The following is a 21,716-nucleotide window of genomic DNA, read 5'->3' on the forward strand; positions in this document are numbered from 1 at the left end:
GGCGTACTCGCCATCGCCCATGGCTTCGCCGGGTGGCCCTTCGCCACCGCCCTCGTTTTCTCCCACACCGCAGGGCGCAAGCTACGCCGCCCCGCCGACCAGCCAGCCCTCGGAGGAATGGATTTCGACACCGGCGCAGGCTCAGGCGCCGCAACCGATGCTGCCGCCCGGACCGCCGTTGCGTGTCGACGATCTGGTTGCGCCAAACGCCAATCCGGTAATGCGCGCCGGCGGCCCTTTGCTGCAGTTGCTCGGCCGGCTGCGCGTCGCGCTGATGCGGGCGTCATTCGCGAGCCTGATGGAGCAGGTCGCCGACGCCATCAAGTTCTTCGAGAAGGATATCCGCTCGGCGGGCATTTCCGAGCACCAGGCCAATACGGCGAAGTATATCCTGTGCGCGACCGCCGACGATATTGTGCAGCACATTCCGACCGACGACCGGCACGTCTGGGCCCAATACTCGATGCTCAGCCGGTTCTTCGGCGAGCGCGTGGGCGGCGTACGCTTCTTCGAGATTCTCGACCATTTGAAGACTGATCCGCTCGTCAACTATCCGGTGCTCGAGCTTCAGCACGCCTGCCTTGCGCTCGGATTCCAGGGAATCCACCGGACGTCGCCGGGCGGACTTGCGAACCTCCAGGTGATCCAGCGCAACCTCTATGAAACGCTGCGCCGGGTTCGGCCCAAGCCGACCAACGATCTGTCGCCGCACTGGCGCGGACAGGCCTTGGCCGGTCGGCGGAAGCACTTGCGCATTCCGGTTTGGCTGGTGGCGGCGGTGGTCGCTGCGCTGTTAACCGGATCCTATTTCGTTCTGCGAACGTTGCTGGCTGGCCGTGCGGAGAATGCTGCGCAAGTCGCGCTGGCACTGCATCCCGGCGATCCGATCGAGCTCAAGCGCCGCGTCGTTGCGCCGCCGCCACCACCGCCTCCGCCGCCACCGCCGGACCGCATCACCCAGCTGCAGCGCATTCGCAACGCGCTTGCACAGGAGAAGACGGCGTGCGCCATGACCGCGGATCAGACGGCGAGCTTCATCGTGATCAGGGTGTGCGATCTCGCACTGTTTGCATCGGGCCAGGCAACCATCCTGGATGGTTTCAAGCCGATCGCGGCCCGCGTCGCGGCGACGCTCGACAAGGAGCCGGGGCGAATCCGGGTGGTTGGCCATACCGACAGCTCGCCGATCCGCACCGTGCGTTTCCCCTCGAATTTCGAATTGTCGGTCGAGCGCGCCAAGGCGGTTGCCGCCGCGCTGAAGCCCGGCTTGGCCGATGGTTCGCGCGTCGATGTCGACGGCAAGGGGTCGGATTCACCAATTGCCAGCAATTCGACACCCGAGGGGCGTGCCAAAAACCGTCGGGTCGAAATCTTCATCGAACGTAGCGAATAGGCGGACGCCAGAAGCTCACGCGATAAGCGACAGGTACCGGTCAATATGCTCGCCAAGGACATTCTACGCATCGTTCTCTATGGAGTCGGGCTCAGCTCGCTTGGAGCAGTGATCTACCTTGCCGGTCCCTTCGTTGCTTTCGGCGACTGGCATCCGTTGGAAAATCACATCGTTCGCCAGATCGCGATCCTGCTGCTCGGCGCGGCGGCGGCAGGCATCACCGGCCTTCATTTCTTCAAGCGACGCAAGAATGCCAAAGAGATCGCCGACGGCGTCAGCGCTGCGGACCAGGCTGTCAGCGACGAGCCGGTGCTCAAGGAGCGCATGAAGGATGCGCTCGCAACGCTCAAGACCGCGAGCGGCAACAAGTCCGGATATCTCTACGATCTACCCTGGTACGTCATTATCGGCCCGCCCGGTGCGGGAAAGACCACCGCGCTGGTCAATTCGGGACTCAAGTTTCCGCTCGCGCGCGGGGCGACGCCGGCGGCGATCGCCGGCGTCGGCGGGACTCGCTACTGCGATTGGTGGTTTACCGAGGAAGCGGTGCTGATCGATACCGCCGGTCGCTACACGACCCAGGATTCGAACAGCAAAGCCGACAAGGAAAGCTGGCTGTCCTTCCTGGACATCCTGAAAAAAAATCGGTCGCGCCAGCCGATCAACGGCGTTCTCGTCGCGATCAGTCTGGAGGACGTGCTGACGCTGCCGAAGCAGGAACTCGCGCTTCATGCCGATGCCATCAGGATGCGGCTCCTCGAACTGCATCAAAGGCTGAAAGTGAGCTTCCCGGTCTACGCGCTGTTCACCAAGGCCGATCTCGTTGCCGGTTTCACCGAATATTTCGCCTATCTCGGCGAGGCCGGCCGGCGCCAGGTCTGGGGGGCCACGTTCCAGACCGCCGACAAGACCCAGAATCTGGTGGGGCAGGTCCCGGTCGAGTTCGATCGCCTGCTGGAGCGTCTGAGCGAGGAAACACTCGATCGTCTGCAGGACGAGCCGACGCCGCAGCACCGGGTGCAGTTGTTCGGCTTCCCGGCGCAGATGGCGCGGCTCAAGCCGCAAATCCACGATTTCCTCAACCAGATTTTTGAGCCGACACGGTATCACGTGAATGCCAATCTGCGTGGGTTCTATTTCACGTCGGGCACCCAGCAGGGTACGCCGATCGATCAATTGATCGGATCGTTGGCGCGTACGTTCGGCGCGGAGGAAGTCGGTGCCGGATCGTACTCCGGAACCGGCAAGAGCTTTTTCCTTGCCGATTTGATTTCGAAGGTCATCATCGGCGAGGCCGACTGGGTCTCGACTGACCGCGCTGCGGTGCGCCGCGCCTTGATCCTCAAGACCGCGGCGCTGTCGCTGATAGGTTTGGTGGCGATCGGACTGGTCGGTGCGTGGCTGACCAGCTACAAGCGCAACTCCGACCTGATCGAGCAGAGCTTGCAGGCGGACAACGAGTATGCGGCCGCCGGGGCGCCGCTCATCAAGCAAACGCTGATCGCCGATCACGATCTCGACAAGGTGCTGCCGCTGCTCTATCGGCTGCGGAACGCCCCGGCCGGCTATGCCTCACGGAATGAGCCGGTAGCACTGTCGGCGCGCTACGGGCTCAGTCAGCACGCGCGCCTGTTGTCGCCCGCGAAGGCGGCCTATCACACCGCGCTTGAGCGCATGTTCCGGCCTCGCTTGCTGTACCGGTTGGAAGAGCAGCTCAATGCGCGCATCAACGAGCCTGCCTTCGTCTATGAGGCGCTGAAGGTCTACCTGATGCTCGGCGGCCTGCAATCCCCGGACCGCGAGCTCATCCGTTCCTGGATGCAGCGCGACTGGGCGGACAACCTCTATCCCGGCGCGACCAACGCGGAGGGACGGCGTCTGCTCGATGAAAATCTCGTCGCCATGTTCGACCTCGAAACCGAGCAGCCGCCGCTGGTCGAGCTTGACGGACGCCTGATCAAGCAGGCCCAGAATTCATTGGCGCGCCTCAGCGTGTCGCAACGCGCCTACGAGTTCCTGAAGTCGGAGGCTCGTGGATCGACCGCCGGCGACTGGATCGCCAGCCGCCGAGGTGGTCCGGACGTGGCAGTTGTCTTCGAAACCACGACTGGGCAGCCCCTGGACAATGTGCGGGTGCCCGAGTTCTTCACCTACAACGGCTTCAATCAGAAGTTCATCGCTCGACTGCCCGGATTGTCAGAGCGCATGAAGCGGGAGCGCTGGGTCTTGGGTGACGCCGGCCAGCAGTCGGCAATCGACCAGCAGTATGACAATCTGGCTGGCGATCTGCTCAGCATCTACTCCAATGAGTTCGTGACGACGTGGCGGACCGCGCTCGGCAGTCTGCGTCTGAAGAAATTGCTCGCGGACAAGCCGAAATACGAGGTGCTGAGGGCGCTTTCGGCGCCGACTTCGCCGATGCGGCAAATCCTGGAGTCGGTGCGCGATGAGACGATGCTGACCAAGGAACGCCCGAAGCCGGCGAGCGGCGGCACGCCGGCCGCGCCGCCCGCAGTGACCGCGCCGGCGCTGTTCAACAACGCCCAGGATGGTACGCCCGGTGCGGCGATCGAGTCGCAGTTCAAACCCTACCATGCAGTGCTTGAAGGGGAGAGCACCCGCCGGCCGATCGACTCGACGATCGCAAACCTGAACGACATCGCGCAGAATCTGACGCTGATGGTCGAGAATCCGCAGCTGACGGCGCAAGCAACGGCGGGGCTTCAGACCCAGGTTGCGGCGCTGCGCAACAATGCCTCGCGTATGCCGCCACCATTTTCCGATATGCTGCGGGCGGCGGCTGGGGAGTTCGAAGGCAGCATCGCCGCCTCCACGGCCGGTCAGATCCTGCAGTCGTTGCGCGATCAGGTCACGCCGGTCTGTCAGCAGACGGTGACCAACCGCTACCCGTTCGTACGGAGCAGCGGTCAGGAAGTCCCGCTCGCGGACTTTGCCAAACTGTTCAGCCCGAACGGTGTCATGGACAAGTTCTTTACTCAGTTCCTGGCGCCTTATGCGGATACGTCGCGATCCGAATGGGTCTGGCGGAAGGAGAGCCCCGTCGGCCGATCGTTCTCGCCTGATACGCTAAAGCAGTTCCAGAACGCCGCCTATATCCGCGATGCCTTTTTCCAGACTGGCGGCGGTGTGCCGGCGGTGTCCTTTGCGATCCGGCCGCCGGCTGCGGCGGGACCGGGCATTACAGTGAAGACCGAGATCGGCGGTACGACGATCACGAGCCCAACCACACCAGGACCAGCCACAACCCCCTCCATGTTTGGCGCGCCGCAACCCGCTCCTCCGCCGCCGCCACCGCAGAGCAATTCACCGACGACGGTGCTCTGGCCCGGCCCATCGCCGCGGACGGCAATTTCGGTCAGCAACGAGACCGGCTCGCCATCCGTACTCGAGCGCATCGGTCCCTGGTCATTGTTCCGAATGCTGGAGGCTGGTTCGCTGGTCGCCAAGGCGGAATCCGCCAGCGCAACGTTCATTGTTGCCGGACGCGAGCTCAACTATCAGATTTCGACCGGATCGCTGCGCAATCCGTTAAACCTGTCAGTGCTCCGCGAGTTTCGTTGCCCGACCGGAATATGACCATGCGATGCGGCTTATTCGGCAAGATCGGCGCGAAGCGTGATTTCATCGCGATCGCGACGCCGCGCAGCTTCCTGGAAGTCTGGGAGCCGTGGGTGCAGGCAGCCATCTCCGCGAGCCGCCATCAACTCGGCGCCGGCTGGCAGGAAGCATTCCTGACCGCGCCGATTTGGCGATTCTGGCTTGGCGCCGCGATCTGCGGCACCACCGTCGCAGGAGCGATCATGCCCTCGCTTGACGGTGTGGGGCGATACTATCCGTTGACGCTGCATGCGGTGCCGGATGGTGACGCCGCGCTGTCGCCGCCGCACATCGATCCGCAGGACGAGTGGTATGGGCAAGTGGAGACGTTCCTGCTCTCGACCCTGGACCGGGCTGCGACGTTCGAGCAGATCTCCGATGCACTGGATCGTCTCGCGCTTCCGCGTCTGCGGACGCCGGGGACTGATGGACCGCCGGTCGTGTCGCTGAGCGACGCGACGCTGGGAATGGTTTCGACGGTCGACGGGTTTGCCGGGTCGTTCGGCAGGCTCTGCGGCGCCAACCCTCAAGTCTATGCCGCGGCTAGCTTCTGGTGGACCGCCGGGGGCGAAGGGTTTTCGCCGGTCGCACTCTGTTGCCGCGGATTGCCGGATCCGTTTCGCTATTCGACGCTGCTGACCGGCGACGTTGGCCGCGAAGTGGCCGGGACGGGATGACACGCGATGGCACACGTCCCCTCCTTGTTCGATGTCGGTAGCGTCACTCACGCCGGGCGGGTGCGGGCGCGGAACGAGGATGCGTGCCTGGTAAGGACCGACGTCGGCCTGTGGGCCGTCGCTGACGGCATGGGCGGTCACGAGGCGGGCGATCTTGCCAGCCGCATCGTGGTGGAGGCGCTTGATTCCATCGGCGCGCCGGACTCCGCGGCGGACCTGTTGGCGCAATGCGAGGCGCGTCTGTTCAGCGCCAACCAGCAGATCCTGGCACTCAGCCATGAAAGGCAGGGTGCCATTGTAGGGACCACAACGGCAGTCCTGCTCGTACGCGACGGCCATTATGCCTGCATCTGGGCGGGTGACAGCCGGGTGTACCTGGTCAACCGCCACGGCATCACACAGGTGTCGCACGATCACAGCGAGTTGGAGGAGCTGATCGCCGATGGCGCGCTGTCGCGCGAAGAGGTCCAGGACTGGCCGAGCAATGCCATCACCCGTGCTGTCGGTGTCGTCGCCGACCCCGAGCTCGAGGTGGTGACCGGTCCGGCCGAACCGGAAGATATCTTCGTGATTTGCAGTGACGGCTTGACCCGGCACGTGCGGGACGACGAGATCGAGCAGCACGCGGCCACCCGCCTTGCCCAGGCCGCCTGCGACGACATGCTCGCGCTCGCACTTGATCGCGGCGGACTCGACAACGTCACGATCGTGATCGTGCGATTGCTCGCGCCACGATCCTCAGAGCCGACGAGGACGCCGCTTGATCAGGAGCCGCGACCATGACCGCGAACGATCCGTTTCGGTCATCCTACCGCGGTGTGCCGGCCGGCACCCGGCTCAACGGCATTTACGAGATCGAGGCGATGATCGGGGCAGGCGGCATGGGGGAGGTCTACCGATGCCGCGAGATCCAGACCGGATCGCCCGTCGCGGTCAAGATGCTGCTCCCCGACATGGTCGACAACGAGGCGGCGCTTGCGCTGTTCCGCCGGGAGGCGGCTGCGCTTCACAATCTTCCGCACGAAGCAATCGTTCGCTACTTCCTGTTCACGGTCGAGCCCGCACTGCAGCGCCCGTATCTGGCGATGGAGTTTGTGAACGGACGCTCGCTGTCGAACATGCTCGACGATGGGCCGCTGACCTTCGAAGCGCTGATCAAATTGATGCGGCGGGTCGCATCGGGCCTTCAGGCCGCTCACGAGCACGGCATTATCCATCGCGATGTCTCCCCCGACAACATCATCGTGCCGCTCGATGATGTAAGGCGGGCCAAGATCATCGACTTCGGGATCGCCCGGTCGACGCAGATGGGTGACAAAACCATCATCGGCTCCGGCTTCGCCGGCAAGGACAATTACGCGTCGCCGGAACAGGTCGGCTTGTACGGCAATGATGTCACCGCGAAATCCGACGTCTACAGCTTTGGTCTCGTGCTGTTCCATGCCCTGACCGGACAGAAGCTCGATATGGGCGGGAGCCAGTTTCAACTGGTCGAGAAGCGTCGGCGCGTGCCCGATCTCGGCGCGGTGGATATGCGCATCAGGCCGCTTCTCGAGAGGATGCTGCAGCCGGACCCGGCGTTGCGCCCGACCATGGCGGAAGTCGCCAACTGGACGCCGGCGGGTTCGGCGCAGCCGTCCGCCGCGCCGCTCTACGGCTTCGATCCATTGGGGAAGCCGGAAGCCGGGACGTCTGCGCAGCAGGAGCGGGTGCCATCAACCACGCGGAACTCCCGCCGCATCTGGCTCAGCGCTTGCGTCGCGGGGCTGCTGCTTCTGCTGGGGGGCGGCGGGTACACCTTCTATAAATTCGTCTGGAGGACATCGGGCTTGGCGGCTTTGCCGCCGCCTCCGAAACTCGCCGGGACATCCGCGCCGCCGAGCGAGCCTGCTCCGCCACCGCCGGCGCGTCAGGAGCCGGTGAAGTTGCCGTCTCAGCCGACGGTGACGCCGTCTCCGTCCCCCGACGGGCCGGGTCGAGCCGAGCGCATCCGCAAATATGTTGCCCAATATGCGGGCGGCGACTGCTTCTTCATCCTGCCTGTTGCCGTGAGCTCAAGCGCAGCCGTCATTGAAGGCTTCGGCGCCTCGACCGCCCCGTTCGATACCTTCGACAAGGCGTTTCGAAAGGAGCAGGGATTTGAGGCGTCGGTCGGCGTCAGGCAGGTGAATCAGGCACAATGTCCGGCCGTCAAATTCCTCAGTCAGGTCGGAAGCGATCAAGCGCGTGCGCCCCGCATCAACCTGTCGGCGACGGAGCTGAAGGCCGGCGAGACCCTTAATGGGACCGTCGAGAATTTTGCCAACCGGGTGGTTGAACTGCTCATGGTCTCGGATCGCGGCGAGGTGCGGAGCCTGTCCTACCTCCTGAAGCCGGGCGTCGACTCGCTTTCCTTTGCCCTGCCGATGGAGCGTACGACCGGTCCGCAACTCCTGTTGGCCGTCGCAGCCCCGCGGGTTCTGGATTCATTGCGCCAGCCGCGACCGATGGCTGCCGACACATTCTTCCTGCAGGCAACCAGCGAAGCTCAACGCGGCAACGTGACCATCACCGCGGCTGGACGCTATGTGATGCTCACCAATTGAGCTGCCGTTCAGAACTTGCCGATCATCAAGATCTTCAGGTCGGCATCCGGCTTGAAGTCGCTCGCCGTGAACTGCCGCGAATTGTCGGCAGATGCCGGCTTGAGTCGCCCTGGACAAAAACTGACCAGGCGATCGTCGCCGCCCGGATCGATCGTCAACGTGAAGGACCGGATTGGACCCGCCCAGTTCGCACCCGTCTTGAGCACGTAGGAAATGCGCCGCTCCTGCAGTTTTGCGGTATTGGCCTGGCTGTCGCCTGTGCGCTTGTCCAATTCGGCAAGGAACGCATCCGTAATGCAATAGTCTCTCCGGTATCGCTCGACCTCCGGGCCTAGCGCCGCGCTGCGACGTAGGCCCGCGCGCAGGACCGTGTCAGGGCTGGAGCCGACGCTCGGGCGATATTGATGTTCGACCGTGACGGTATGCGCTGCTGGGAACACTTGCTCGCGAACAGCCGACGTCCTGGTTATCCAGCCGGGCGTGTATTGCTGGCGACCGTTGTCGCTCATGCCGGCAGGCATCAGAAGGCCATCATCGATCAGCTTCGTGCGGGTTGTCGCCGGCAGGTCGGCCACCCGTATCTCCCGATCACCGAGCGGCAGCAAAGGCAGCTTGAACTGACGGAGGAGGGCGGTGACATCCTTGTTGCCGACCATGGCGCGCTGGTCGATGGCCAGCGGCACCGGGTTGCCGTCGATCCTCGTCTCGAACTCGACGAAGTTGACCGGATCGCTCGATGGAAGCGCAATGCTCTCGGCTTCGGACAGGTCGATGTCCGGCAGCGGAAAGGCGACAGTGAGCGCAACCGGCTTGCTCGTCTGGTTGACGAATTGGTAGCGAACGCTGACCCGGTCCAGCCCGATACGAAGCTCCTCGCTCGCCATGGCCACGTCCTTGGTGCGGACGAATTGCAGCCCGCCGATGGACAATTCGGCTGCCGAATCGTTCGCCCGCGCAGGCCAGCCGGTTGCGGCCAACAGGACGATCATCAAGGCTCGCGACCTCAACGACAGCCCGCTTAACGCTCCATTTGCCATGCCGGCCTCCATGCGGCGCCGCAGCGTCTGCCCGTGCGGGTCAATCGATCGCCTGATAAAGGTCGCCCCATTCCGGCTTCCAGACGCCATCGGGGTCGCAAACCACGATCGCGAGCTTCATGTCATTGGCGAGACGGATTGCGCCGCGAAAGGCATCCTGGGCGGGCATATGGGCGCTGACCTGGTCGCTGCTCAGGCGACCTCCGCTTGCGGCGGCCGGCAACACGATTGACCCGGAGGCGCCGGCATTGTCGCGTCTCAAAACCAGCGTAATCGCGTCGGGCTGGATTTCGCTGACTTGCTCAAATCTGTTTCTGGCCATGATTTTGCACTGCAGGCTGAAGGAGTTCGGACTATCACCGTCCAGTGAAAGAGTTGAACGGGATCGGGGTTGCTCGCCACCAATTGACACTGCACTCGCGCAGTCTTGGATTAGGCAGTCTTGGATTAGTCGGACTGACGCCGCATTCGGTTCGGTTACATTGAGGCGGATATGCTTCGTCGATCTAGCTGGATCTGGCTCTCTATCGTTGGCACTGCCATAGCGGCCACCGGGGCACGGGCCGACGATGCGGTCGTGCGAAGCTTTGCCGGCGGTTCGGCTGCATCCATGGTGGGGATCGTCGCGGCCAGCCAGGACGTCGAACTCGCGGGCCCGCAAGCGCTCAGCGCTGACGGACAGGGAAATCTGTTTGTGCTCGATCAAATCAATGGCCGCATTCTGCAGTTCGACCCCAAGCAACCGAACACTGCTCCCGACATCCTGAAGATGCCTGGCGACGTCCAGCCCACCGACCTCGTCGTCCATAACGACGACATCATGGTTTGGGACGGCGGTGTGCGAATGCTGAAGGCGGCACCAGGACAGTCCACACGCGGGCTGGGCGGCGACGAGATCCAACTGGAGGAAGTCTCATCCCGCGGAACCGACGACCAGGTCGCCATTTCGGCCTTCGCACAGATGGGCTCGCAGGCGCTGAGCAGCCCGACCGACTTGCTGGATCAGAATACGCGCGCGGCCATCGTGAGGACGACGCGACAGCCCGATCGGCAATATATCGCCTCGCGCAGCAAGGGATCGGTGATCGCCGATATCATTCCCGACAAGGGCAATGCCGGCGTTCGGGTCGAAATCCAGACCATGGTCTCCAACGAGACCATCGGTCAGCTCGGCCTGCGCGTCCGCAACCAGCTCGGCACCGTGGAGTTTCTCGAGATCGACAACAGCGACCGCTTCTACGTGCTGGCCGAGGACATTCCGCCGTCGGGCAAGAATGCCTCCACCTTCGTCGCACGCTATGCCGCGAACGGACGCCTTGAGGGTATCTACGAGCTGCCGCTGGAGAACACGCCCGTGACCCGGCGGTTCGTCACCGTCTCGGGCGACGGCGACGTCTATTTTCTGCGTACCAAGCCGGATGGCGTCGAGGTGGTTGGTGTCGGCTTCCGCCCCCTGGGGAAGGTATCCGTCATTGACGTCAGGCCGTCGCGCACGGCGGCCGCGCCGGCGGCGGCGCGGCCGGATATCAAGTTCAATGCGACCGCCGCCGTGCGGCCGTCCAATCGTCAGCAGGCGATCGAGACGGCCTTCGCCTTTGAGGGCATCCAGTGGAAGCTGACACCGGCGAACTACGGCAGCGATCCCGACAGCCAATGCTCCGGTTTCAGCCGTATTCGCCGGCCGTGGTATCTGCAGGGCAAGGTAAACCAGGAAGTGCGGGGTGTGCCCTATTGCTGGGGCTGCCACGGTTCGCTCGCGAATTTCCGGCAGCGGATCGACGGCGGGACCCTGGCGGGCAATGTCTGCACCCGTAACGAGCCACGGCCGGATGTGGCGGGTGTCGACTGTTCGGCGTTCGTCAGTGCCACGTGGGGACTATCCGTCCATTACACGACCGCTGCCATTCCCGCGATCGCCGCGCCGGTGACCAACCCCTGGGACCTCAAGCCTGGTGACGCCCTGAACAAACCGGGTTCCCACGTGATGTTGTTCCTGCGGTTCACCCCGGATCGCAAGGCCGAGGTCATGGAATCCTCGACGGGTGGCTGCAACGGTCGGGTCTGCCGCAACGTCTACCCGCTCGCGAGCCTGCTTGCGCGCGGTTACGTTCCGGTCCGCTTTCGGGCGTTCGCAGACGATCAGACGACCGTTTCCGCGAACGCCTATCAGGAGACCGAGGCGCCGACAGGCCGCAAGACGGCGAACAAACGGCGCTGAACCTGAGGTCTTGCCAAGGCTACAGATGAACATGGATCACCGCCTGCGCGCTGGTTTCCGGAGGTCCGGACGGCATTCCTGCCGCTCTGCCTTGCCGGTGCGGTTCCAGGGCGGACCTGCTTGATATCGAGGTGGATCGCGATGCGAACGCTCAGGGGCTTTGATCGAAGGACCGGTTGGCTGTGTGCCGCCATCCTGCTCGCCGCGTTGATCGGCCTGCCACTCCAGCGCGCGCATGCGGCGGGTGAACTGTCGATAAGCAATCCCGACGGTGCGGCGCTCCGGGCGCTCGTCATCGGGATCGACGACTACCAGCATGTACGCAAATTGAAGGGCGCGGTCGCCGACGCCAATGACATCGTGTCGAGCCTGAGGACCATGGGCGTCAGCGATGTGGTCGAGCTGACTAATGCACAGGCGGACAGGGCGAGCGTGCTGCGCGAAATCAGCTCACTGGTGGAGCGGACCAAGAGCAACGATCTCGTCTTCCTGTCGATCGCAGGCCACGGCACGCAGGAGCCGGAGCGGATCAAGGGCTCCGAACCGGACGGAATGGAGAACGTGTTCTTGCTGCCCGAATTCGCGACCACGCCGGCAGGATCTGTCGAGCGCATTCTGGGAAGCGAATTCAACCATTTCATCCGGCAGTTCGAATTGCGCGGCGCAAGGGTGATTTTCGTCGCGGATACCTGCCATGGCGGCGGAATGGTGCGCGATATCGATCCGCGGGCGGCTGAGATGAGTTTTCGGCAGGTGCCCCGCTACACGCTGCTGGTCGATGAATTGAAGCCGGTGTCGAGCAGCGACGACCCGAAGTCCGAACTCGATCTCGACCACACCGCGTTCATCGCCGCGGTCGATCGGCACACCAAAGCGCCGGAAGTGCGGATTCCGGGGATCGATGGCCTGCGCGGCGCCCTGAGTTATGCCGTTGCGCGCGCCGTGGAGGGCAACGCGGACATCAATCATGATGGCAAGGTGACCCTGAAAGAGCTTTTCAGCAATGTTCGGCAGGTGGTCTATCAACTGTCCGACCAGCGCCAGAATATCGTGACGGTATCGTCGCCGGCACAGATGCCGGAAACCGAGGTCGCGTTCGAACTGACCCGCGGCGTGGTGCTGATCCAGGGGACGGCGGCGAGAGCTGCCTCCGGCCAGGTCGCTACCGTCGCGTCCGCCGAGAAGCAGACCCCTCCGCCGCCGGCCGTTACGGCCAAGTCGCAAACCGGTCCAACCAGTGCCGCTGCGACCGCCCCGGCCGCGCCCAGTGCCGCACTGCCGCCCTTCCGCCTCACCACGCCGATCCGCTTGGCAGCGCTTGACGGCAAGATGGGCTATTTCACCAGCGTCAAGCCGCAGGACGCCAGCGTGCAGGCCGTTCAACCGACTGATAATCCCGACCTGATCTGGGACCCCGTATCCCATGATGTGATCGCCTGGGGCGACGTGGTCGCCTATGGCGTCGACGTTGGCGGTTTGACGACAGTGGTCAACCGAACCGCGGCAATTCGGGAGCTGAAGCGCATGGCGACGCAGTCGCCGCAGCTGATGCGTATTTGGCCGGATGACCGACAGCAGCGCAGCGGACAGACCGTCGAGGTCGAATTGTCCGACGTCGGTTCGCGGGCGGTGCTGCTATTCAACGTGTCCGGTGATGGAACCATCCAGATGCTGTATCCGGTGGGTTCCGATGCCGCGATGGCTCGGTCAGCAAATCTGCGGCTGCCTCTTCGGGTAGGCGAGCCGTTCGGCGCCGAGCAGATCGTCGCGGTAACCTCGCAGCAGCGGATGGTTGATCTGGAGACGGTCCTGATGCAGCTCAACCGGCGCCGTGCCTCGGGGCAGGTGATCAAGAGTCTGGAGCGCTACCTGCCGGCGGACGCGCGGATCGCGTCAATCGGCTTTTTCAGCGTTCCCTGACGAAGCTGTGACAGCCCGGTCATGTCGCCAGCGAAACTGGTTTCCCGCAAGCAATCCTGGTTCGCGATCGTGCTGCTGCTGGCAGGAGGCGGGGCCGCGTGGGCGACGCCGCCGCCATCGGCCGCTCCATCGGCAGGTGCGACGAATGCTCCGTTGCTCTGGCGCGTACAGGCCCCGCGCGGCCCGGCAAATGCCGCCGGCGTGGCGCTTGAAATCCTGCCGGGTCCAACCGTCAACATTGGCGGCAAGGTGTCATTCGGCGTAACCGCCAGGAAGCCGGGCTATCTGATGCTGGTGGATGTTGATGCGGAAGGGCGGATGTCCCAGATCTTCCCGACTGCCGAGCTATTGGCGCAGTCGGTCGGACCCGACATGAATCTTGTCAAGCCTGGCGTCCAATTCATCGTTCCGACCCCGGCGGCACAGCAACGTGGATTTGAATATGTCGTCGCGCCGCCGGCCGGGTCCGCCGTCATCGTTGCGATCCTGAGCGAGCGACGCGTGCAATTGCTCGATCTGCCGGACATTCAGCGCAAGCTTCAGGGGCCGGCCGACACGTTGAGCTATCTGTCGGATTGGACCAGTCAGCTGCGGATACCGGACAGCGGCGGCGGAAGACTATTGCCGAACAATTGGTCGTTCGACATCAAATCATACTCCATCAAGTAGGTCAGCGATCGCATTGCTCAGGCTGCCCGGGCGGTCGAGGAGACCGTCCCGCGCGATCATGTGGTGAATATCCTTGTGGCGGAGGCTGCTGTTCGGCTTCTTGCATGCAGGGCCCTGCGGTTTGGCTCCGTTGCCCCCGGGCATGAGGCCCGATCTCGAGCGCGCCGCCGTGGCCGTCCTAGTTGCAGACCTCAACATTGCCGGTACCGCCGCCGGGACCTCCGCCGCCACGGTAATCGAGATGACATCCGCGACGGACCGGGCGGCATAGATAAGCATCACACACGATCTGGCCGCTGCCACCCGAGGGTCTCGCAGTCGCCTGTCGTCGGGGAGTGTCGGCTTGCGGCTCGGGCCTCTCACGGACCGGACGATCGGCGCGCGACGGCCGCTCATCCGTGTTGCGCTTCGCCACCGGCTTTTTCCCGCGCCGCTTCTCGCATTCGTTATCCTCGTTCAGGAACGAGCCCTCGGCGCAGGTGATCTTGCGGCACTGGTCGCCGTCGGCCTTGTAGCCATGTTCGCAGATCAGCGGGCAAACCCGGGCCGGCTTCAGCTTGATCGCATCGAGCGCATCGAGGCTTGCAAGCTTGACGTCAAATTTGGTTCCGGCGTGCCGGTTGAACAAGGTCAGGGAGCGACGCGAGGCCGCGTTCCACTCACCGTCGATGGAGCCTGTGAAACAACCAACCCGGCTCAATTCGCTCTGCACCGATTTGGCAAGATCCTCCTGCGGCGGCGCCGTGTTCAGGGCGGCAACCTTCGCGCCCTCGCTATTCTGCGATGGGGTAGCGGTTGCAATATTATCCGGCTTGGCGCTGTCGGGCGCGGGTCCGTTCGCGGAAAGCATGGCGACCGTTGAGGTTTGGGATGCGGTCCGCTTCCGTTCAGCCTCGGCAGCTTGGTCCTGCGCCGCCTGCTTTGTTCTTTCTGCCGCGATACGGGCATCCTCCGCGGCCTTGAATTCTGCGGCCGCCTTTTCCTGCTCCGCTCGCTGGGCACCTTCGGACGCAAGCCGAGCCTTCTGCTGCTCCGCTTCCTGCGCTTTCCGGGTGGCGGTAACGCGTGCGTCCTCCGCGTCGATCTGATTGAGCTGAAGCTTGGCCAGATTTGAGTAATAGCCGTCGGGGTGCTGGGCGAGGAACGCGCTCATAGCGGCCTTGTTACCCAGTTGCAGGGCCAATTCGTAGTCGCGACGAATCTCCGACGAGGCGTTAGCCGGCGGCGGCGCCGGCTCTTCTGCCTTTGGCACGAGGGCAACGTCCTCACCGCCCAGTGAGCCGTAAACATAAGGCTCCTGTCGGTTGCCGGTCGCTTGCAAGACATCATCGCGGACGAAGCCGAAAGCCCTGCGCAGGTCCAGTCCAGGCTTTGCGATATATTTCACCAGCGCTGTCGCGTAGGGACTGTTCGTGCTGTTGCCGTCGAGCGCGGTCAGTCCGGCCTTCGCCGCAAACGCGATCAGCGTATTGGATACGGCGGGTTCTACCCGGGCGAGCCCGCGGCTGATCGCGCGCGAAGCGACGGTTCGTTTCATCGTGTCGGCGAATGGATTGTTGCGGCAGGCGTCAACGATCACGACGCGGAGCTGTTTGGCGGGCTCGATGGCCAGCAGGACGCGATCGAGCGAGAAGGCCTCGTCATAGATATCAGTGTCGCGTTCAAGCCTGGCATCCGTCGGAATAAGGTAATTCGTCCCGTCGATCTCGATTCCGTGACCTGCATAGTAGACGATGGCGATGTCTGCATCGCGAGCTTGATCGGCGAAATCCCTCAGTGCCCGCCGCATGTCGCTCGAGGTCAGGTTCAGCCGAGACTCCACCAAATCGAACCCGGCGCCCTTCAAGGTCGCGGCGATAGCGGTGGCATCATTGGCAGGATTCGGAAGTAGTGGCGCATTTTGATAGTTCGAATTGCCGACCACCAAAGCCACTCGCTTCGTTGCCCAGGCTGGCTGAGACGCCAGGAGAACCGAAGCAGCAAGAACAACAAGAACTCGGAGGAGCGTGTAGCGCATGGCGAACGTCCAAAAATCGGCTCGAAACAACGGCAGCTTTATCGAAGGTGGCCGCGCGCAAACTCCACTGCGTCAAGCGTTACGGGCGCCGGCATACCTCCGTAGAGAACAAACTTGAGTCCAATCCATTCCTGATGTTGTCGTCCGGGGCAGCGAGATTGTTCAAGGATACACCGAAGCGTGTAGGGCCGGTGGTGCACGGCCGAACAAATGCCGATTGACCTGTAAGATATTGAAATATCTGTCTTTTATCGTTAGCGCCGGAATGGCTGGCAGTGCCGGCATCCGCCTGGGCTTCGCCAAGCGAAGTTCCATCTCTCGATAGTGATCTCGGAATTGAACTCGCATGCTCAAGCGATGCTCGTGCCGGATCGTCAGCGTGTGACGGCCGCGTTGTTAGTCTCGGTGGCGTCGACAAGGTTCAGCCCGGTCGTCTCGGCCGTTTGTCGCAGCCTCGGGCCTCTTCCATAGGAGCGCGAACTGCGTCTATCTGGAAGCAACGCCGATCCGTTCGAGCTGAGACGTGCGAGTCCCGAAAGAATCGAAATCTGCGTCCTCGGGATCCGGACGTCGACGTGTGGACGCCCACCGCAGGTGTCGTCGAAATCTCTGGAGACGCACATGTCTATTCCGCTGAAAATCTACATTACGCCATTTGCCGAGAAAGGTGTCGCCGAGCCGCAAAAATGGACTGGCGAGACCGCCAAAAAGGCACTGGATGTAGTCAATAAGATCTGGGCGAAGGCCAAGATCGCGTTCGTGATCAATGATTACGTGGAAGATAAGCCGCTCGATATGGCGAAGAGCGCGCGCAACAATGATCAGCGCGTGCTGGATGTTCTCAGTTTCCGGCATGCTCCCGACAATGCGGTCCACATCTATCTCGTCAATCCGATAGTCAATCTCTCGGCCGGTGGCGGCTCGTACCTTCATAGCGATCCCGAGCCGGCAAGCTTTGTCCAATGGTATGGCAATGACTTTGCCAACGGACGCGCGTGGGCCCATGAACTTGGGCATTTGATGAGTCTCGACCACGTCGACGTAGATTACGCCGATGAGAAGCAGGCCGCCCTGCGCAGCAACTTGATGACGAAGGGATTGAGCGTGGGAAGCGATTTGACCGGTCAGCAGATAAGCACGGCCAAAGGTTCAAAACTGGTGCAGCGATTTGGCGGCTGACCTCGGAACTTCCTGCTGCCGCCTTCCATGAAACCAATTGCAGTCGGCCCGATCGCTCGTTCGCCCGCCAACCGCCGGAGAGACGCCATGCCCAGGGTCGACCTTGCAAACGTGCCGGAACGCAACGGGACCGGCTATCCGGCGGAGTTCGCCGCGCCGTGCGCCGAGCGGGTGCGGCAGCGTCTCGGTGATGCCGGCGGGCTCGCCGACTTCGGCGTCAACCTGATGCGGCTGCCGCCCGGCAACTGGTCGAGCCAGCGCCACTGGCATTCGGATGAGGACGAGTTCGTCTATGTGCTCGCGGGCGAAGTGGTTCTGGTGGAGGACGGCGGTGAGACGGTGCTGCGGGCCGGCGATTGCGCGGCGTTTCCGAAGAACTCCGGCAACGGGCATCATCTGATCAACAGGTCGCAGATGACGGCGACCTATCTCGAGGTCGGCTCGCGCTCGCGCGCCGACGTCATCACCTGCTCCGACATCGACATGATGAGCCCGAGCTCCGACGGCCGCTTCCTGCACAAGGACGGCACGCCGTACGAATAGCCCCACCTGTCGCGCCGCGTACGAAATCGGGCGTTGCGGATTGGCCGGCGAAGGACCAATGTTCCGGCGAGGAGCTTTGGTCGCCTCCATGGCGGAATGGTATTTCATCTGGGTCGACGGTCCGCGCGGACCCGAGCCGCAGAAATGGTCGTCGGATGCGCTGTGGGGCCAGCTGGCGCGTCAGGACGTGATCGTGCGTTTTCCCCTGAGCGATCGCGAGGCCGAATTGTCGCTCGACCAGCTCGCAAGGCTGCACCCGGTGCCGCAGTGAGCTGCGCCGCAGTTTCCGTCGACGTTCGATCCGCCGGGTTGAACGTCAGACCGAAAGATCGAAACCGGGCGTCGCGACCTCGGTCAGGAACGAGGCGACGAACATCTTGCCCAGCACGTGCTTGGCCGCCGGCGTGCCGGCCTTGAGCCGGCCGGCGCGTGTGGCCTCTGCGAGCTCGGCGAGCGTCGGTGCGGCAAGGCTCGTATCGGGTATGGTGCGCGGCGCCGTCGCGGATGCGCTGAGCAGCACGCCGGCATAGTAGAGCCGGGTGAGCGCGCGGACATGTGCGAACCGTGCGCGGAGCGGCTCGTCGAGCGGGCGGCCGAGCCAGGCACGATGCAAGATGCTTTCCAGCTCCGGCGTCCGCGCCAGGCTATCGCCGACAATCGCAAGATCGACCAGCGGATCGGTGCGATAGAACGGATTCCCAGTCGATCATCCAGAGCCTATTGCCGTCGAACAGGATGTTGGCGGGGAGCGAGTCGTTGTGGCTCGACACCGAGTTGGCCTCATCCCAGGCATAGGCCGCGCGGATGCGCGCGAGGTGCGCGTTGCAGCGCTCAAGCACGCCGGGCGCGAACAGGCCGGTGCGGCCGACATGGGCCCAGAGCCGGGCCACGATGTCGGGGTAGCGCACGAAAGCGGGAAAGGTCGGCGTCGCCTGCAGGCGCGCCAGCAATTCGCCGAGCGCCTTCGCCAGCGCCGGCAGGCCGCCGGGATAGCGGCCGAGCGGCTGCCGCTGCACAAAATCCATCACCGCGACGCGCGAGGCCTCGTCGACATGATGGAGTCGCGGCGCGATGCCGGCCTCGGCGGCGATCCTGAGCGACACATACTGAAACGGATTGCGCAGCGGGTTCGGCATTCCTTCGAATTCGGAGCAAATCATTCTCGCCGCCTGCATCGATCCGGAACAATTGCGCCGACGTTGCGCCGCCCGAGACCGAACTGACCGCGTCGATCGCCGCGGTGCCGATCACCTGACGCAGTGCGGCATGTGCTGCGTCGCGCTGTGCCGGCGGAAGTTTATCGAGCACTCATGCGCAGGAAGTTAGCATGGCCGCTATGCGTGCCCAAAATCGCGTTGATGCAGCGTTCGCGATCTATTGCTGGCAGCGCACGACGAAGCATGAAACAATGCTGCAAAAATCATGTTGGGAGAGAACTTGATGTCGTTCGAGCGGGAGTTGCATTGCGCCGTTGCGTGCCGATCATGGATCGCGTTGCCATTATTCTGCCTGATCAGCACGTTCGGAGTGGTGCATAACGCCGCCGCGAACGAGTCCTTGCAGATTGTGGACGCGCGCGTGCCGGCGGTCGACAAAGCGGGCGGGGACCTACCGTTGACGATGACGATCAAGAACGAGGCCGACAGCGCCGATGCGCTGCTTCGTGTCCGCTGCCCGGTTGCGAATTTTTCCGAGCGTCATACTGTGGATCGCGGCGAAGGCGCACCGGCGATGCGCTCGATATCCAATATACCAGTGCCGGCAAAGGCAATGCTCGAGCTGAAGCGTGACGGTTATCACGTCATGCTGCTGCAGATGCGTCAGGCGCTCACGCCGGGCGAGACCTTCAAATGCGCGATCGTTTTTCAGAAAGCAGGCACCATCGAGACGGAGGTACAGGTCCAGAAGTGACCTCACGCAAGTGACCCAACAAGACGGCGGGTGGTGCACAGCCATGCGCCGGGACTCAAGGCTTCTCGCGTGATCGCCCGTGTGTGACGGGCGGTTCGATCAATGAAGAATGCTAGATCCGGAGGAAATGAACTCATGACAAGGTTGAATTGGGTAAAGTCGCATATCCTCGCCGCGGCAGTAGCATCCGCAGCGACCTTCGCGGGCTCTTTCGCGCTCGCCGACGATGTCGGCCAGGACCGTCTGCTCAATGCTGACAAGGAAGCAGGCAACTGGCTGCACCACCACAAGAACTATTCGGCGACGCGCTTCTCGTCGCTGGCCGATATCAACAAGGACAACGTCAAGAACCTCAAGGTCGCCTGGACCATGCATCTCGGCGGCGTCGAGGGCGGCGGAATCTGGTCGCATGGCGGCCTGGAGGGGACGCCGATCGTCGAGAACGGCTTCATGTACGTCACCGACGGCTGGGGTTCGGTCTACAAGATCGATGCGCATGGCGGCAAAGGCGTGCTGCTCTGGAAGATGGATCCGAAGACCGACCATGACTGGGCCGGCGCAGTCGCCTGCTGCGGCGTCGACAACCGCGGCGTCGCATTGTGGGGCAACCTCGTCGTCTCGCACACGCTCGACGGCCGCCTGATCGCGACCAACAAGGAGACCGGGCAGGTCGCCTGGCAGCGCCAGGTCGCCGATCCCGACAAGGGCGAGGTGATCACCGGCGCACCGCTGATCGTCAAGGACATGGCGATCACGGGCGTGGCCGGCGCCGAATACGGCATTCGCGGCTGGATCGCGGCGACCGACCTGAAGAGCCAGAAGGAAGTGTGGCGCACCCACACGATCCCGGGCAAGGACGAGGCGGGTCACGAGACCTGGAAGGACGACAAGGACGCCAAGGCGAGCGGCGGCGGATCGACCTGGGTCACCGGCAGCTTTGACCCCTCGACCAACACCATCGTCTGGGGCGTCGGCAATCCCGGACCGGACTGGGACAACGAGTATCGGCCCGGCGACAACCTCTACACCGACTCCTCGCTTGGTCTCGATGCCGACACCGGCAAGATCAAGTGGCACTACCAGCACACGCCGAACGATCCCTACGACTATGACAGCGTGGCGGAGAACGTGCTGGTCGACGTCCCCGGTCCGAACAACACGACGCAGAAGCTCGCGCTCGAGGCCGACCGCAACGGCTTTGCCTACGCGATCGACCGCAACAGCGGCAAGTTCATCTGGGGTCTGCCGTTCGTCAAGAAGGTGACCTGGACCAAGGGTCTCGACCCCGAATCCGGCAAGCCGGTGGAGTATGATCCGAAGCAGGGCGTGCAGCGCTACAACGCGGCGGTGACGCCAAGCCGCACCAACAAGGTGACGGACATCTGCCCCGGCAACATGGGCGGCAAGAACTGGCCGCCGACCGCGTATAATCCGAACCTGAAGCTCTGGTACATCCCGGTGATCGAGAGCTGCAACCGGATCACGGTCGAGGAGACGACGCCGGACAAGTTGAAGAAGCGCGAGTTCTTCACGGGCGGCGGACCGAGCCAGCCGGTCAAGATCACCGGCAGCGTCACCGCGATCGACGTCACCACCGGCAAGGTGGCAGGGAAGGCGGAGACCGAATTCCCGAACCTCGGCGGCATCCTGGCGACGCCCGACCTCGTGTTCTCCGGACAGCCGTCCGGCGAGGTGATCGCCTACGACGCGAAATCGCTGCAGCAGCTCTGGCAGTTCAACACCGGCGGCGGCGTCAATGCGCCTCCGATGACGTTCTCGGTGGACGGCAAGCAGTATGTCGCGATCCTGGTCGGCCTCGGCGGTGCCTGGGACAAGTGGTTCATCGATGCCACGCCCGAGCTGAAGCGGATGCAGCCGGGCTCGATGCTCTACGTGTTCGCCCTTTGACGTCGCAAGCGCGGGAGGCCTCTCACCGAGGCCTCCCGCGT

General features: G+C 63.5%; 18 protein-coding genes. 13 read left to right on the forward strand and 5 right to left on the reverse strand.

What is annotated here, in order from left to right:
- Positions 1-157: 157 nt before the first annotated feature.
- From tssL to J2R80_RS24895, 5 genes are read left to right on the forward strand one after another with little or no spacing between them, the layout of a single operon-like run.
- Complete coding sequence (gene tssL / locus J2R80_RS24875; RefSeq protein WP_256527869.1) at positions 158-1,393, forward strand: type VI secretion system protein TssL, long form; 1,236 nt, start codon at positions 158-160, stop codon at positions 1,391-1,393.
- Between the two features lie 45 nt (positions 1,394-1,438).
- Positions 1,439-4,990 carry a type VI secretion system membrane subunit TssM gene (gene tssM, locus J2R80_RS24880; protein ID WP_253639595.1) on the forward strand — a complete coding sequence of 1,184 codons (3,552 nt, stop codon included), beginning with the start codon at positions 1,439-1,441 and terminating at the stop codon, positions 4,988-4,990.
- Positions 4,987-5,688: a type VI secretion system-associated protein TagF gene (gene tagF / locus J2R80_RS24885; protein ID WP_168858792.1), complete on the forward strand. Its 702-nt coding sequence runs from the start codon at positions 4,987-4,989 to the stop codon at positions 5,686-5,688. The genes tssM and tagF overlap by 4 nt, the downstream gene beginning before the upstream one ends.
- 6 nt (positions 5,689-5,694) lie before the next feature.
- Entirely contained in the window at positions 5,695-6,471 is a 777-nt protein-coding gene (locus tag J2R80_RS24890) for a PP2C family serine/threonine-protein phosphatase (protein WP_253639596.1), read from the forward strand.
- Entirely contained in the window at positions 6,468-8,273 is a 1,806-nt protein-coding gene (locus J2R80_RS24895) for a serine/threonine-protein kinase (RefSeq protein ID WP_253639597.1), read from the forward strand. The genes J2R80_RS24890 and J2R80_RS24895 overlap by 4 nt, the downstream gene beginning before the upstream one ends.
- Positions 8,274-8,281: 8 nt before the next feature.
- Here the strand turns inward: J2R80_RS24895 and J2R80_RS24900 are convergent, their stop codons facing one another.
- Positions 8,282-9,262, reverse strand: coding sequence for a DUF4424 domain-containing protein (locus tag J2R80_RS24900; protein ID WP_076831720.1), 981 nt, complete (start codon positions 9,260-9,262; stop codon positions 8,282-8,284).
- An 88-nt stretch (positions 9,263-9,350) separates the two neighbouring features.
- Positions 9,351-9,722 carry a hypothetical protein gene (locus J2R80_RS24905; RefSeq protein WP_233475560.1) on the reverse strand — a complete coding sequence of 124 codons (372 nt, stop codon included), beginning with the start codon at positions 9,720-9,722 and terminating at the stop codon, positions 9,351-9,353.
- Between the two features lie 81 nt (positions 9,723-9,803).
- Here J2R80_RS24905 and J2R80_RS24910 point away from each other — a divergent pair, with 81 nt between their 5' ends.
- The 3 genes from J2R80_RS24910 to J2R80_RS24920 all read left to right on the forward strand — a co-directional run bounded on the left by J2R80_RS24910 (position 9,804) and on the right by J2R80_RS24920 (position 14,117).
- Positions 9,804-11,528: a hypothetical protein gene (locus J2R80_RS24910; protein ID WP_076831460.1), complete on the forward strand. Its 1,725-nt coding sequence runs from the start codon at positions 9,804-9,806 to the stop codon at positions 11,526-11,528.
- A gap of 141 nt (positions 11,529-11,669) precedes the next feature.
- On the forward strand, positions 11,670-13,448 hold the full coding sequence (locus tag J2R80_RS24915; RefSeq protein WP_253639598.1) for a caspase family protein: 1,779 nt from the start codon (positions 11,670-11,672) through the stop codon (positions 13,446-13,448).
- Positions 13,449-13,517: 69 nt separating this feature from the next.
- Positions 13,518-14,117 (forward strand): DUF4384 domain-containing protein, encoded by a 600-nt coding sequence (locus tag J2R80_RS24920; RefSeq protein ID WP_253639599.1) that lies wholly within the window; start codon positions 13,518-13,520, stop codon positions 14,115-14,117.
- Positions 14,118-14,295: 178 nt separating this feature from the next.
- On the opposite strand, the gene J2R80_RS24925 is transcribed toward J2R80_RS24920, so the two are convergent.
- On the reverse strand, positions 14,296-16,134 hold the full coding sequence (locus tag J2R80_RS24925) for a caspase family protein (protein WP_253639600.1): 1,839 nt from the start codon (positions 16,132-16,134) through the stop codon (positions 14,296-14,298).
- Positions 16,135-16,755: 621 nt separating this feature from the next.
- On the opposite strand from J2R80_RS24925, the gene J2R80_RS24930 reads away from it, so the two are divergent.
- From J2R80_RS24930 to J2R80_RS24940, 3 genes are all read left to right on the forward strand, one after another.
- Positions 16,756-17,313, forward strand: a complete 558-nt coding sequence (locus tag J2R80_RS24930) for a zinc-dependent metalloprotease (protein ID WP_253639601.1) — start codon at positions 16,756-16,758, stop codon at positions 17,311-17,313.
- A gap of 87 nt (positions 17,314-17,400) precedes the next feature.
- On the forward strand, positions 17,401-17,856 hold the full coding sequence (locus J2R80_RS24935) for a cupin domain-containing protein (RefSeq protein WP_253639602.1): 456 nt from the start codon (positions 17,401-17,403) through the stop codon (positions 17,854-17,856).
- 88 nt (positions 17,857-17,944) lie between these two features.
- The gene (locus J2R80_RS24940) at positions 17,945-18,127 is read left to right on the forward strand and encodes a hypothetical protein (RefSeq protein WP_168857061.1); all 183 of its coding nucleotides are present in this window, start codon (positions 17,945-17,947) and stop codon (positions 18,125-18,127) included.
- Positions 18,128-18,172: 45 nt separating this feature from the next.
- Here J2R80_RS24940 and J2R80_RS24945 read toward each other — a convergent pair whose 3' ends face one another.
- Together J2R80_RS24945 and J2R80_RS24950 are read right to left on the reverse strand one after the other, a co-directional pair.
- The gene (locus J2R80_RS24945) at positions 18,173-18,469 is read right to left on the reverse strand and encodes a hypothetical protein (RefSeq protein WP_253639603.1); all 297 of its coding nucleotides are present in this window, start codon (positions 18,467-18,469) and stop codon (positions 18,173-18,175) included.
- Positions 18,470-18,500: 31 nt separating this feature from the next.
- Positions 18,501-19,016: a phosphotransferase gene (locus tag J2R80_RS24950; RefSeq protein WP_253639604.1), complete on the reverse strand. Its 516-nt coding sequence runs from the start codon at positions 19,014-19,016 to the stop codon at positions 18,501-18,503.
- A gap of 280 nt (positions 19,017-19,296) precedes the next feature.
- On the opposite strand from J2R80_RS24950, the gene J2R80_RS24955 reads away from it, so the two are divergent.
- Together J2R80_RS24955 and J2R80_RS24960 are read left to right on the forward strand one after the other, a co-directional pair.
- Positions 19,297-19,767, forward strand: a complete 471-nt coding sequence (locus J2R80_RS24955) for a copper chaperone PCu(A)C (protein ID WP_253639605.1) — start codon at positions 19,297-19,299, stop codon at positions 19,765-19,767.
- A 135-nt stretch (positions 19,768-19,902) separates the two neighbouring features.
- Positions 19,903-21,675 (forward strand): PQQ-dependent dehydrogenase, methanol/ethanol family, encoded by a 1,773-nt coding sequence (locus tag J2R80_RS24960; protein ID WP_253639606.1) that lies wholly within the window; start codon positions 19,903-19,905, stop codon positions 21,673-21,675.
- Positions 21,676-21,716: the final 41 nt, after the last annotated feature.

Source organism: Bradyrhizobium sp. USDA 4541 (assembly GCF_024171085.1).
GTDB lineage: Bacteria > Pseudomonadota > Alphaproteobacteria > Rhizobiales > Xanthobacteraceae > Bradyrhizobium > Bradyrhizobium australafricanum.